Below are 12,701 nucleotides of genomic sequence, written 5' to 3' on the forward strand. Positions count from 1 at the left end.
TGAAGTTGTTTCTTATCTACTAGTTCTTAGTATCTGTCACATCAAAATGAGAAATTAACCTTTCTACTTATTGTTTAATTCGCTTCTGGTCTGATAGTCAGTTTTTTAATGACAGATACCGCTAAAAATGAATGTTATGAGTCAATAATCTTAACCGCTCACCAATGTATACATAGATTATTTCTTATACAGAATACGAATCCATCAGCGTCAAACTCATAACATATTGTTTTTGAATAAGAAAGTTACACGTTTTTGTATCAAAAATCGATCAACAAAACTTTAATGGCCTCATAGTAATAGATGTCATAGATGATTTTGACCAGTTTCCGTACATAGCCGCTCCTTAATAGTAGACTGGCCTCTCGTATACAAAGGAGAGAGAAAAATGATCCAATCCGTAAAAGGTAATGGTCGAGAGCCTGATGGCCCGCCAGACCTGTTTGAATTAATGAAAAAGTTGACTGGCGGTGGTCGCGCCCGTGGCCGGTCACGTGGCAATTTTGGTGGTGGTGTTATTGCCATTATTCTGGTTGTTTTGCTTGTCTGGGGCGCCATGACATCTTTTTACACGGTGCAACCAGAGCAACGCGCTGTGGTAAAACGCTTCGGTTCCGTTACGGGTATTACTGATCCTGGTCTTCATTTCAAAATTCCTTTTGGCATTGACAAGATACAGCTGGTTGCTACCGAACGTGTATTAAAACAAGAGTTTGGTTTTAGCACATTGAAAACCCGTCAAGGCGAGCGTTCAACATACAGTGCCGCACAATTTGAAGATGAGTCGTTAATGCTCACCGGTGATCTGAACATGATCGATGTTGAATGGGTGGTTCAATATCGCATTGAAGACCCTATTAAGTTTCTATACCAAATGCGTGAACCGACACGTACCCTTCGCGATATTTCTGAGTCAGTGATGCGTCGTATCGTCGGTAATATGCTCGGTTCTGAAGTACTGACTATTGGCCGGGTGGAGATTCAACAAAAAGCGGGTGATGAGATTCAGGAAATACTCGACCAATATGATGCAGGAATTCGTATCAGCACCGTTGAAATGCAGGATGTGGTGCCACCTCGTGCCGTTCAACCTGCTTTTAATGAAGTGAATGAAGCTCGCCAAGAACGTGAGCGAATGATTAATGAAGCTCAAAAACGAGTGAATCAGGAAATCCCAAATGCGGAAGGTGCTGCCCTTCGTACTGTCGCAGAAGCTGAAGGTTACGCCACAGAACGAGTAAACCGTGCCGTGGGTGAAAGCGCCCGTTTTAGCGCTGTTCTGCATGAATATCAACAAGCGCCGGTCGTGACACGCTCACGTCTGTATCTGGAAACCTTAAATGAAATGTTGCCAGATATCGGGCAAATTTTGGTTGTTCAAGATGGCCAGATGTCTCCCCTCCCATTACTCGACGTCAACCGTAACGCCACTGGAGGTGACAAATGAAAACGTCTTTACTCGCTTTAGTCGCCGTCTTGGTCATCATCATTGGTAACCTCACGCTTTACACTGTAGATGAAGCCGAACAAGCCATTGTGGTCCAGTTCGGTGAACCGATTGGTGACGTCATTAATGAGCCCGGTCTTAAGTTCAAACTGCCTTGGCAGAATGTACGTTACTTCGACAAACGCCTTTTGGTCTGGGATGGAGATGTCACACAGATTCCAACGTTGGGTCGTGAGTTTATTCTTGTCGATACCACTGCTCGCTGGAGAATTACTGATCCCCTACTCTTTTTGACTAGTGTTCGTGATGAAGCCGGTGCACGCACCCGTCTCGACGACATTATCGACTCTGTGGTCAGAGACATGGTCTCCTCTACTGAGTTGGAAGAGATTGTTCGTTCGAAAGACTGGGAGGTCAATGTTGAAGAGCTGGATGATCCGGCCTTGGCAGAACGCAGTGACGTCAACCTGGAAAAACAACCTAAACTAGGTCGTGAACTGCTAGAAGCTGGTATTCTCAAACGAGCTCGTGACTCTATGCCAGCCCTCGGTATTGAGCTAGATGATGTACGTATTAAACGGGTTAATTACATTGAATCTGTTCGTCGTCAGGTAGAAAGTCGCATGATTGCAGAACGTCAGTCTATTGCTGAACGTTTCCGTTCTGAAGGTCGTGGCCGTAGCCAGGAAATCCTTGGTAATATGGAACGCGATCTTCGTCGTATTCGCTCTGAAGCAGCACGTGACGCCGAGAAAATTCGCGGTGAAGCCGATGCCAAAGCAACCCAAATCTATGGTGATGCCTTCGGTGCCGACGCTGAGTTCTATTCTTTCTTCCGTACGCTGGAAAGCTACCGAGCTTTAGGTCAGAACAGTACGCTCATGCTCAAAGCTGACTCTGATTTCTTCCGTTATCTAGAAGAACCGCAAGCTCAGTAAATCATTGCCTACCAGAGTGTCATGCCCAGCTTGGGTGTGGCACTCTGGATATGGGCATACCCCACCTTTAAATTATCCCTTCTTTGCATTTAGCTAAAACGTACTTAACCCAGTAGCTTCCATTGCCCGATATAACAATCTGGGCCAAAGTCTTTCATCCGCATAGTTTTCATAGTCGACACTGTAATGTCGGCCATAGAGGTTGTACCAGGATTCATCAAACCAGCTTTGGCCTAGTCGAAAAGCTACTGCGTTGGCTGGGCCGGTTAGAACGACACTTGTTTCAAGGTTGAGGTTATGCAGATTACGTCGGGTGAAGTTGGTTGAACCAAGCAGCATAGTTGTTTTGTCTGCTCCGCGATGCATCAGCCATTTAGCATGACATTGTTCGCCGTGGGTATCGCACCAGCGAACGGTGATTCCGGCTTGTGTTAATTCATAAGCGACCGGACGATTGGGTATGCCATTCTTTTCTCTGCCGAACGCGTCTTTGTTCGGGTCCAGTAACACTCTTAATGTTACGCCTCGTTTTTGTGCTGATTTGAGAGCGTCGATAATCTCACGATCAGATAGGTAGAACATCGCCATATCCAGTTTATCGTTAGGTTTTGCTTGGTTAATCATGGCTAACGCGGCTTTTTCTACGGCCTGTTCAGTGACGACCTGAACGGTAAGATTCGTTTCTGTAATATCAGAAGGTTGCTCTAGTTTCACTTTAGGCAAAGCCTTGCCCGACATTGCCAGCACCGCTTTTTCACTCTCCAGTAAATCCCATGCAGCCAGGCCATTAAAACGTAAGGCGACATTGTCGTGAGCGCTGCTGCCATCGTGTGGATTAGCTGAGGTGACTAATGCGGTTAATTCTTCTCCATTATCTGCAACGATCAGTTTGCGATGATTCGCTTTGAAATTCATTAGGTTGAGATAACTTCTTGCGGAAACTTCTCCTTCACCAAAAGGATTCGGAAGCCAGCCACTTTCGCTATTGCCAAATGGCTGAACAAATAAACGCCAAAAACCAGAATAAGTCGGGTTGCTATCACGTAGTTTGGTCAGCTTTGTTTGTGTGACAGGTATGCCAGCCGCTTTAAGTTGAGTGAAATGTTTTGAAGGCAGTCCGCCATAAAGACTATTAAGGGGATCAGAAATAAGCTGTATTTCCAGGTCAGGATAACGCTGTTTTTGTGTAATTAAGGCTTGGGTGAGTTCATCTGACAGTGCCCGATGTTGTTCCGAACTTTTGCCTTGATAGTCGTTAAACAAAAACATATCAACCAGCACCAGGTGGCAAGCATTGGCAATCATCTCGAACACTTCATCGAAAATCTGCTGCTGTGTTTGACGTTCACCTCTTACAGTAAAGGTTCTGTCTGCCAGAAACTGCACGTCACTCGTCATTCGTTGAGGGCCTGAGAAATCAACGCCCGGAGGCAATGGCTTATAAACGTGATAGACGGCGACACAAATAGATATCAAAAGTAATAACAATAGCCAACGCCATTTACCCCTTCTCTGCTTTTTTGTGCTGAATAAAGATCGTTGTTGTTTACTTTTGAATGACATGTTTATCAATAAGTCCGGTTGATACAGAGTGACGTGAGAAACGTTTTATCTTTGTTTCGAATTATGACTATTTACATAAAGTATCACTATTCATCGTTATCTATAAATCAACGTGGTTTGTTTTCGTAGACAATATGACTGCCAATGTCGCCTGTAGTGACTGAGTGAGTGCATTGCCTGATTGTTTCATTTTGCGTAATAGTTTTTTAATCATTCGACCTATTATTTTATAAAACCGAATGAGAAATAATGTCTCCACTGATTCGAAAATCGTCAGTGACTTAATGTTTAAAGAATCAAAACTGTAATTAATACAAACACCTATATGGAGATGTTAACAATGTTAAAACACATTTTATTAAGTACCTCAGCAGCGGTTGCTCTTAGCCTCTCAGCAGCGACATTCGCAGCTGATATTGATATGAATGCCAATGCCAATGACCTGGCTATTCAAGGTTATGACCCGGTGGCTTATTTCACTCAATCAGCACCGACTAAAGGCACGAGTGAATATACAGCGACATATAAAAATGCGATCTATCACTTTAGCAGTGAACAGAATCGTGATTTATTCCGTGCCGAGCCAAGCAAATATGCCCCTCAGTATGGTGGCTTTTGTGCCTTCGGTGTCACCAAAGGTAGAAAGTTTGATACCGACCCAATGGCTTGGCGAGTGGTGGATGGCAAGCTTTATCTGAACCTGAACAAAGATGTACAAAAAATCTGGGTTGAAGATATTCCAGGCTACATCACTAACGCCAATGACACCTGGCCGACTATCAAAACCTTCAGTGATAAAACACTTGAAACGTTCTAGTGCATAAGCCCTGGCTTAACTCAATTGGCTGAGTCAGGGCTTTTTATTAAGGAGTGTAAAAATGCAACGAATCAGATCACATGAAGCGCTAGATGCTGAGAAACAACGTCATGAATATTTATTACTGAAAATCTCAGCCTCATGGTGCAACCCTTGCCAAATCTATACACCGATTATTGAGTCAGTCTCGGCATAACGTAGTGATATCAGCGTGGCTGAAGTCGATGTGGATGATATGCCCGACGTGCGTGAGACCTTTCGTGTGCGGTCTGTGCCAACACTGGTCATGCTTAAAAACGGCCAAGAGGTTGATTCACTCGTGGGTTCACAGCCGGTTGAAAACGTACATACGTGGATTAACCACACTATCGAAGCTTAATACTTATATATAAGGAATGATGATATGAAAAATAACGCAATTATTGCAGCCGCCATTGCTGCGACTGTTTCCCTTGGCGTGACAGCCCCGATTAATGCTTATGCTGCCAGTAAAGAGAAATGCTACGGCGTAGCGAAAGCAGGTCAAAACGATTGTGCCAATCAGGCGGGTACGCATTCATGTGCAGCTCAGTCTAAAAAGGATAATGATCCGGGGAGTGGAAATTAGTACCCGCCGGTACGTGTACTGACCTTGGTGGCTTATCCAAAGATGAAGCGAAAAAGCTTCTCACTAACTAATGACCATGTGCGAACCTATGGAGGCTGAGATCATGCAAGTGGGTGTGGGGCTTCGTTCCAAACATTATGAAGCGGCTTTGCAATCAGCCTCCGTAGATTTCGTTGAAGTGCATACTGAGAATTTTTTTGCTGATGGTGGTGTGTCACATGCCATCCTGGAGATGATTGCTGAGAATTATAAGCTAAGCTTTCATGGGACTTCGCTCGGTTTCGGGTCTTTAACTCCCCCACCACTTGCCCATATCCTAAAGATGCGGCGGTTGATTGAACGTTATTCACCCTTTTTAGTATCTGATCACGCTTGTTTTAGCTGGTCGAATGAGGCTGGCCATACCGTTCATGCTGGTGATTTGCTTCCGATCCGGTTTGATAAAGAAACGTTGAATGTCATGTGTCGTAACATTCGACGCGTGCAGGATATTTTTGGTCAGCAACTATTGATTGAAAATATTTCATCATATTTACCCATCTCAGGCTCTATCATACCCGAAGCAGAGTTTTTCAATTTACTTTGTCAATCAACCGGCTGTGCGATGTTGCTGGATGTTCATAACATTCAAGTAAACGCTGTCAATCAGCAGTCCCCGTCACCTTCAGAGGCCGCTTTGGAATTCATATCTGAGTTAGATACTGGCATTGTCGGTGAAATCCATTTAGCCGGAATAGCTGAGCCCTCAGCTGAGATGTGGATTGATGATCATAGTGGACCAGTGAGTGATGAATGTTGGAGAGCATTTTCAGCAGCCATCAAACGTTTTGGTAAGGTGCCCACCTTAATTGAATGGGATACCAAGTTGCCTGACTGGTCTGAGCTCACCACTCAAGCCACCATGGCTAAAGATTATGCCAATCAGGTGTCTGGTCATGGCTAATTATCAGTCAGACCTATTACAGGCCCTTTGGCATCAGGGTGAGTCATCTTTTGGCTCTGAGGTACTGTCTATTTACAGAAATAATCTGCTAATGAATGCTAACAGAGCCTTAGCCATTACTTACCCAACCGTCGTGCTATTACTTGGTGAGGATGTCTTTAACTCGCTGATTAAAGAGTTTATCCAGCATGAAATATTAGAGGAAGGTGACTGGGGTGTATGGGGCAAAACATTTCCTGACTGGTTAGAGCAGCAAGCTAGCCTGGGTGATTATCCTTTTATTGCTGATTGTGCCCGGCTGGATTGGCTTTGCCATCATGCTGAACGAGCCACTGATATAGAGAATATCATGGGATTTGAGCTTGCCACAGAGACGGAATTGGCAAGTCTTAAACTTCAATATTGTGCTGGAGTGACGCTACTTGAATCCAGCTATCCTGTTGTGGATATCTGGCTGACACATCACTCCCGAGATGAAAATCAACGCCAATCTTTTCTTCAGCAGGCAAAAATCAAACTCACAGATGGTGCAGGTCAACATGCTCTGGTTTGGCGGCCACATTGGAAAGCCAATGTTCGTGAACTGGATGAGACAGAGCTTGATTGGATCAAGCTGACGCTTTCTGGTCACGGTATATCTGATGCACTGGACCAGGTTAATCCTCAATTTGATTTTGAAACGTGGTTACAACAATCCACCAGTGAAGGACTTGTCACTGGTTTCTATCAGGAGAAGTACGATGACTTATCTTAATTTACACGTCCCATATCTGGGACATCTGACAAAAGCACGTTCGGTACTTGAATCTTTAACGTTACTGGGCGTCAGGTTTTACTTGTTCTCTGTCTTTTTCTTTGCTGGTTTTAACAAATTAAAAGACTGGGAATCGACCCTGTTTTTATTTGAATATGAATATATGGTGCCTTTTTTAAGACATGATATTGCGGCTTATCTTGGCACGGCCGCAGAGATTGCTTTACCCGTGTTGCTGCTAATGGGCTTAATCACCCCGGTCGCCGCTACCGGCTTATTTATCTTTAATATTGTGGCGGTTTTTAGCCTCGCTGACATGCCAGCGGCAGCGTTATTACTACATGTTATCTGGGGTGGATTGCTGTTTGCTTTGATATTGTGGGGCCCAGGAAAAATAGCCGTGGATAGATTTGTTTTTAACAGTCACTAATATTCATCCGGCATCAGGAGGTGAGTGACGAAGAGTCACTGCCTCCTTTTGTTTTAGTTCAATGATGTTTGTGAACGTAGGTGCTCTACCATCCAGTCAATCATGGATTTTGTTCTGGCTGAAGAATAGCGACCCTCTCTATGCACCACATGCACTGGCACGGGTGGATGCTCGTAATCACTCAAAATGATTTTTAATGCCCCACTCTCCAGGCTCTCTGCCACCTGATAAGACAGGAAACGTGATATGCCCATATCGGCTAATACGGCTTTTTCTGCCGAGAAGTTATCGCTGACAGCTAAAAATGGGTCAACCCTGACGCTGCTTGCTTTGCCTTTATCAATAAACTTAAGCTCATTACTGGGGCTGAGTCCTCTGGCTAGAATGATTTTGTGATTGGATAAATCTTCTGGTTTTTTCGGATAGCCATATTCTTTCAGATATGCCGTTGACGCACATAACACACGACGAATAGCCCCGACTTTGATGGCTTTATAGGATGAGTCCTGTAACTCACCAATTCGAATTGCGACATCGACACCCTCTTCTAGCATATTGACGACACGATCAACGAATAAAGCATCCACCTGCATTTCAGGGTAGTTTTTTAAATAGCTGATAATGCCATCCATCACATATAGCCGCCCGAATAATACTGAGGCGGTAATTCTGACCATTCCTCTCGGTGTTGCATTTCTGCCTCTGACGGCATCATCCGCTTCTTCAGATAGAGCGACAATCTGCTTGGCATCTTTGTAATAACGCTGGCCTGCATCGGTGATTTGCAGGTGGCGGGTTGTCCTGTGCAATAGCTTTACACCGAGACGTGTTTCCAGTTCTGAAACGGCGCGACTAACGGCTGGAGGACTAAGTCTGAGTTTACGTGCAGCACTGGCAAAGCCTTCATTCTCAACCACGGCCACGAAGACAGTCATTAAATGTAGTCGGTCCATTCATTATTCCACTTTATGCAATAGTTAATTAATCATTTGGCTGATTATTATATTTCTGATAATAGCGAATAATGTTCTCGCTGCAAACACAACAGCATTATTTACTGATAACAGGAGAACAAACATGAGCAGAATCAAAACCATCACTGATGATATAGCCAACAATGAACAAGCTGAATTATTTGCTGCTATCCAATCATCACTGGGCATTGTGCCAAACTTCCTTCGGGTCTTTGCTAACTCACCGGATGCCTTAAAAGCGTTCCTGGGTTTTCATCATATTGCTGGCAATGGCTCTTTGGACGCCGTCACACGTGAACGAATTGCGCTGACGCTGGCTCAGAAAAATGAATGTGGCTATTGCTTATCAGCTCACACCGCTATTGGACGTAAAGCTGGTTTAAATACCGATGAAATCAATGCCAATCGCCAGGGCGACAGTCAGGATGCCAAAGCCGCTGTTGCTGTGAAGTTTGCCCGTACTCTGGCTGAACACACAGGCGAAGTGACGAATGCCGAAGTGCAGGAAATGCGTGATGCCGGTTTCACTGATGCCGATATTGTTGAAGTCATTACCCACACGGGCATGAATTTATTAACCAATATTCTGAGTAAGGCTAGTCGGGTAGATATCGACTTCCCGAAAGTTGAACTGAATCAGGCGGCTTAACGGATATTGCCCGGTCTTTTGCCGATCGGGCAACTATTCTTAGGAGGTGTTATGGCCAGAGCATTTGCAAAAATCGCGTTCACAGACAATGTAAAACAGTTACAGTCTGAAATGGGTAGCCGGCAAACGTATCAGGTATTCGAGCAAGGAGATACCGATGATGTGTGCATTGATAAGCGAACAGAGCAATTCATCAAACAACGGGATAGTGTTTATATTGCCACAAGTAATGATGATGGCTGGCCGTATATTCAGCATCGAGGTGGACCCAAAGGTTTTCTCAAGGTACTGAGTGATAAACAGATTGGTTTTGCTGACTTTCGTGGTAACCGACAGTACCTCACTGTAGGCAATATTCAGGGTAATAATAAAGTCTGTTTGTTTTTGATGGATTATGCTCAAACTCGCCGCCTTAAAATCTGGGGTCATGCTGAGGTGATTCAGAAAGCCGAATACGCTGGCTTGATGGCACAACTTGAACTCGCTGATTTCAGAGCACCTGTTGAGCGAGGCGTTGTCATCACCATTGACGCGGTGGACTGGAACTGTCCGAAGTACATTACACCTCGTTATACTCAGGATGAGTTTGCACAGTTTTTAGTTGATGATTAGCGTGTAATTGTTTGAAAAAGCTATTTTATTTGTCTTTTACATGAGCGACAAAACAATGATTTTATACAATATTGCATTATCGGGTAACTGCCATAAAGTACGGCTGATGTTAGCTTTTTTAGGCTTGGATTATCAGACCTATGATTTGGATTTAGGCACATCTGAACAGTTAAGTGACGACTTCTTGAAGTTAAATCCATTTGGTCAGGCACCGGTGATTGATGATCAAGGTCTTGTCATTCGTGATAGCCAGGCTATTTTGGTGTATTTAGCTAAAAAATACGGTGAAGACAGGTTTTGGTCGGATGATCCTGCTGAGTTAGCTAATATCACATCATGGTTATCGACAGCAGCCAATGAGCTACAAAATGGCCCAGCAAGATTACGTCTGCATCATAAAATGGGGCGACCTATCGACCTTAAACACGCTACAGATACAACGACAAAACTGCTGAATATCATTGACCGTCACTTAGCTGATAAACAATGGCTAATCGTCGACAGACTGAGTCTTGCAGATATCGCTATGTATCCCTATCTGGCTTTAGCACATGAAGGCCAGGTCGATCTTAGTCCCTATCAGAACATCACTGCGTGGCTGACACGGTTTGAAGCTTTACCAAACTATGTATCCATGCCAGGCATTAATTTATAAATCTATTTTGGAGAACAACACTATGACAACCGATATTAAGCCCCCTCTTCCGCCATTTGATGAAGCCTCGGCTACACAAAAAGTGCGTATGGCTGAAGATGCCTGGAACAGCCGTGACCCGGATCGTGTGGCACAGGTGTATACCGAAGATACTATCTGGCGTAACCGTGCTGAATTTCCTCGTGGTCGCGAACAAGTCAAAGACTTTTTGCAAAAGAAATGGGCAAGAGAACTCGATTACCGTCTAATAAAAGAGCTGTGGGCATTTGAACAAAATCGCATAGCTGTGCGATTTGCATACGAATGGCATGATGATAGTGGCAACTGGTTTCGTTCGTATGGTAACGAAAACTGGGAATTTAATGAGCAAGGTCTAATGCAACGTCGCTTTGCCTGCATTAATGATTTGCCGCTTAAAGAATCCGATCGTTTATTTCATTGGGCATTAGGTAGAAGACCTGATGACCACCCAAGTTTGAGTGATTTAAACTTATAAACAAGCAGCTCCGGACTTTTAGTTCGGAGCTTTTTTCACTCTGGCAATAACTGTGATTCTGAATCTTTGATAAAAGTGGCCCATGTTTCGTTGGGTAACCACTCAGTTAATAAAGCACGTTTTGCTTCAAAAACAGGTTTCTCTTCAACAATACGAAGATAAAGATATAAGAAAGCTGATGCACGGTAGTTCATGGCACAGTGAACCCAGATTTTATGCGCTGAGAATGCTTTCATAATATTAAGAAACTGCTCTAAATGAGTCTGACTGGGGGCGTCAAATGGCACAGGTATGTGGATATACGTCATACCTAGACTGGTGACGATACTGCCTTCATTTTCAATAGCTGACGTAGAATCAGGCATTGCCAGATTGATGATGACTTGAACCCCCTGCTCTGCAATTTTCTCAAACTCGTCGATAGTGGGTTGTCCAGAACTGGCAATGTTAAGTGTCACATTCAACGCATTCTTAATGGTGGTTTCCATTATCGAAATACTCCATTTCTTGTTATGGCGCTTTAAGATTATCATGACCTGTTAACAAGAATCATATTGGATAAGCAACGTCATGGCGACTCTTTGTGAACTCTTTGTTGAATTGACACTCTGAATACCTTTAATAATAAAAATAGAATGAACAATAACAATGAAGTTAAAAACAGGATTCGCTTTTTCGTGCTTGCTGATAAGTCAGCTTGTCTCAGCACGTGACTATATAGATGGACATTTACATTACGTCGATTTTTTTCAGGAAACAGATGGCATGCCGGCCTTACTGAAGGTGATGGATGAGAGTGATATAAGCCAGGCTGTCATTATGGGGATTCCCGTTGCCAAGACATGGGATGAAAATGAACCCAAAAAACCACGCTATTATGCGGGGGATGATGCCCCGATTTATTGGTATAGCGGCACTGATCTTGAGCTACACGCTGCGATAAAAAATCTAAGTACTGAACAACAGAAACGCTTTATTCCTTTCTTATCTGGCTTTAACCCAGATGATAAAAATGCGGTGAACCATATCCGTCGGGCATTAGAGCTTAACCCGGGATTCTGGCAAGGTATCGGTGAGGTGTTTACACGACATGATGATCTCACTGCTTTGATTCATGGCAGTGCGCCAAGGGCCAATAGTGAAGCCATGATGAAAGTCTATAAGCTGGCTGCCGAACATGATCTACCCGTCTTAGTTCATAGCAATATCACGTCTCAACGTGAGCGCAACCCCTTGTATCTTGAGGAGTTAGAAGAAGCTCTTGGCAAGAATCCCGAGGTCAAATTCATCTGGGCACATGCTGGTACCAGTAAAGAGTTGCACCGACATCAAGAAGAGCTCGATTTTATTCGGCCACTGTTAAAAACGCTTTTGGATAAATACGAGAATTTGACCATAGACTTGTCATGGACAATGATCGAACCCTATTTACTGGATGAAAAAGGTCAGCCACGAGCTAAGTGGTTGAGTTTGCTTGAGCAGTATCCGACCCGGTTTGTGATTGGCAGTGATGTGGTCGGCAGCTTTGATAATGTCGGTAAAATTATGCATGGGTTTGATACGGTATTAGATGCACTACCAGAGGGCGTAGCAAAAGCGATTGCTCATGATAACTTTCTCGCTCTGTTACCTGACTCTAAAGATATAAATACGATTAAGGAATGATAAAGGTTTTGTCCAGCTTCATTCACAGCAAGACACTAAACATCTTAAGTGTATCTCTTTCTGTAGCGACGTTATGAAACAAAAAGTGGTTTCTCTGCATTCATAATTTGATTGTAACGCGTCTATGATTTACCACGATTGTTAACCGACT

Annotated in this window: 17 protein-coding genes; 14 read left to right on the forward strand and 3 right to left on the reverse strand. The window is 43.8% G+C overall.

Annotation, left to right across the window (positions count from 1 at the left end; genetic code table 11):
• Positions 1-388 precede the first annotated feature (388 nt).
• Positions 389-1,447: an FtsH protease activity modulator HflK gene (gene hflK / locus QUE24_RS15010; protein WP_286304591.1), complete on the forward strand. Its 1,059-nt coding sequence runs from the start codon at positions 389-391 to the stop codon at positions 1,445-1,447.
• Complete coding sequence (gene hflC, locus QUE24_RS15015; RefSeq protein ID WP_286304592.1) at positions 1,444-2,385, forward strand: protease modulator HflC; 942 nt, start codon at positions 1,444-1,446, stop codon at positions 2,383-2,385. The genes hflK and hflC overlap by 4 nt, the downstream gene beginning before the upstream one ends.
• Positions 2,386-2,478: 93 nt before the next feature.
• Here hflC and QUE24_RS15020 read toward each other — a convergent pair whose 3' ends face one another.
• Complete coding sequence (locus QUE24_RS15020; RefSeq protein ID WP_286304593.1) at positions 2,479-3,783, reverse strand: phospholipase D family protein; 1,305 nt, start codon at positions 3,781-3,783, stop codon at positions 2,479-2,481.
• Positions 3,784-4,288: 505 nt separating this feature from the next.
• Here QUE24_RS15020 and QUE24_RS15025 point away from each other — a divergent pair.
• The 7 genes from QUE24_RS15025 (at position 4,289) to QUE24_RS15050 (ending at position 7,499) form a co-directional block, all read left to right on the forward strand.
• Entirely contained in the window at positions 4,289-4,765 is a 477-nt protein-coding gene (locus tag QUE24_RS15025) for a YHS domain-containing (seleno)protein (RefSeq protein WP_286304594.1), read from the forward strand.
• Between the two features lie 61 nt (positions 4,766-4,826).
• The gene (locus QUE24_RS15030; RefSeq protein ID WP_286304595.1) at positions 4,827-4,961 is read left to right on the forward strand and encodes a thioredoxin family protein; all 135 of its coding nucleotides are present in this window, start codon (positions 4,827-4,829) and stop codon (positions 4,959-4,961) included.
• Positions 4,962-4,976: 15 nt separating this feature from the next.
• Positions 4,977-5,144 carry a thioredoxin family protein gene (locus QUE24_RS15900; RefSeq protein ID WP_350226595.1) on the forward strand — a complete coding sequence of 56 codons (168 nt, stop codon included), beginning with the start codon at positions 4,977-4,979 and terminating at the stop codon, positions 5,142-5,144.
• A 24-nt stretch (positions 5,145-5,168) separates the two neighbouring features.
• On the forward strand, positions 5,169-5,372 hold the full coding sequence (gene bufA1 / locus QUE24_RS15035) for a BufA1 family periplasmic bufferin-type metallophore (RefSeq protein ID WP_286304596.1): 204 nt from the start codon (positions 5,169-5,171) through the stop codon (positions 5,370-5,372).
• Between the two features lie 88 nt (positions 5,373-5,460).
• Positions 5,461-6,315 carry an MbnB/TglH/ChrH family RiPP precursor modification enzyme gene (locus QUE24_RS15040; protein WP_286304597.1) on the forward strand — a complete coding sequence of 285 codons (855 nt, stop codon included), beginning with the start codon at positions 5,461-5,463 and terminating at the stop codon, positions 6,313-6,315.
• Positions 6,308-7,069 (forward strand): HvfC/BufC N-terminal domain-containing protein, encoded by a 762-nt coding sequence (locus tag QUE24_RS15045; protein ID WP_286304598.1) that lies wholly within the window; start codon positions 6,308-6,310, stop codon positions 7,067-7,069. Before QUE24_RS15040 ends, QUE24_RS15045 begins: the two co-directional genes overlap by 8 nt.
• Positions 7,056-7,499 (forward strand): DoxX family protein, encoded by a 444-nt coding sequence (locus tag QUE24_RS15050; protein WP_286304599.1) that lies wholly within the window; start codon positions 7,056-7,058, stop codon positions 7,497-7,499. The genes QUE24_RS15045 and QUE24_RS15050 overlap by 14 nt, the downstream gene beginning before the upstream one ends.
• A 53-nt stretch (positions 7,500-7,552) precedes the next feature.
• Here QUE24_RS15050 and QUE24_RS15055 read toward each other — a convergent pair whose 3' ends face one another.
• Entirely contained in the window at positions 7,553-8,452 is a 900-nt protein-coding gene (locus QUE24_RS15055; RefSeq protein ID WP_286304600.1) for a LysR family transcriptional regulator, read from the reverse strand.
• A gap of 124 nt (positions 8,453-8,576) precedes the next feature.
• Here QUE24_RS15055 and QUE24_RS15060 point away from each other — a divergent pair, with 124 nt between their 5' ends.
• Genes QUE24_RS15060 through QUE24_RS15075 form a run of 4 tightly spaced genes read left to right on the forward strand, consistent with a single transcriptional unit; the run spans position 8,577 to position 10,885 of the window.
• Positions 8,577-9,122, forward strand: a complete 546-nt coding sequence (locus QUE24_RS15060; protein WP_286304601.1) for a carboxymuconolactone decarboxylase family protein — start codon at positions 8,577-8,579, stop codon at positions 9,120-9,122.
• Positions 9,123-9,173: 51 nt separating this feature from the next.
• On the forward strand, positions 9,174-9,734 hold the full coding sequence (locus tag QUE24_RS15065; protein WP_286304602.1) for a pyridoxamine 5'-phosphate oxidase family protein: 561 nt from the start codon (positions 9,174-9,176) through the stop codon (positions 9,732-9,734).
• Positions 9,735-9,774: 40 nt separating this feature from the next.
• Positions 9,775-10,389 carry a glutathione S-transferase family protein gene (locus QUE24_RS15070; RefSeq protein WP_286304603.1) on the forward strand — a complete coding sequence of 205 codons (615 nt, stop codon included), beginning with the start codon at positions 9,775-9,777 and terminating at the stop codon, positions 10,387-10,389.
• Between the two features lie 22 nt (positions 10,390-10,411).
• Positions 10,412-10,885, forward strand: coding sequence for a nuclear transport factor 2 family protein (locus QUE24_RS15075; RefSeq protein ID WP_286304604.1), 474 nt, complete (start codon positions 10,412-10,414; stop codon positions 10,883-10,885).
• A gap of 35 nt (positions 10,886-10,920) precedes the next feature.
• Here QUE24_RS15075 and QUE24_RS15080 read toward each other — a convergent pair whose 3' ends face one another.
• Positions 10,921-11,373 (reverse strand): protein tyrosine phosphatase family protein, encoded by a 453-nt coding sequence (locus QUE24_RS15080; protein WP_286304605.1) that lies wholly within the window; start codon positions 11,371-11,373, stop codon positions 10,921-10,923.
• Between the two features lie 160 nt (positions 11,374-11,533).
• Between QUE24_RS15080 and QUE24_RS15085 the strand changes: the two genes are divergently transcribed.
• On the forward strand, positions 11,534-12,550 hold the full coding sequence (locus tag QUE24_RS15085; protein WP_286304606.1) for an amidohydrolase family protein: 1,017 nt from the start codon (positions 11,534-11,536) through the stop codon (positions 12,548-12,550).
• The last annotated feature ends 151 nt before the right edge of the window (positions 12,551-12,701 follow it).

The sequence above is a fragment of the Methylophaga marina genome, from assembly GCF_030296755.1.
Classification (GTDB): Bacteria; Pseudomonadota; Gammaproteobacteria; order Nitrosococcales; family Methylophagaceae; genus Methylophaga; species Methylophaga marina.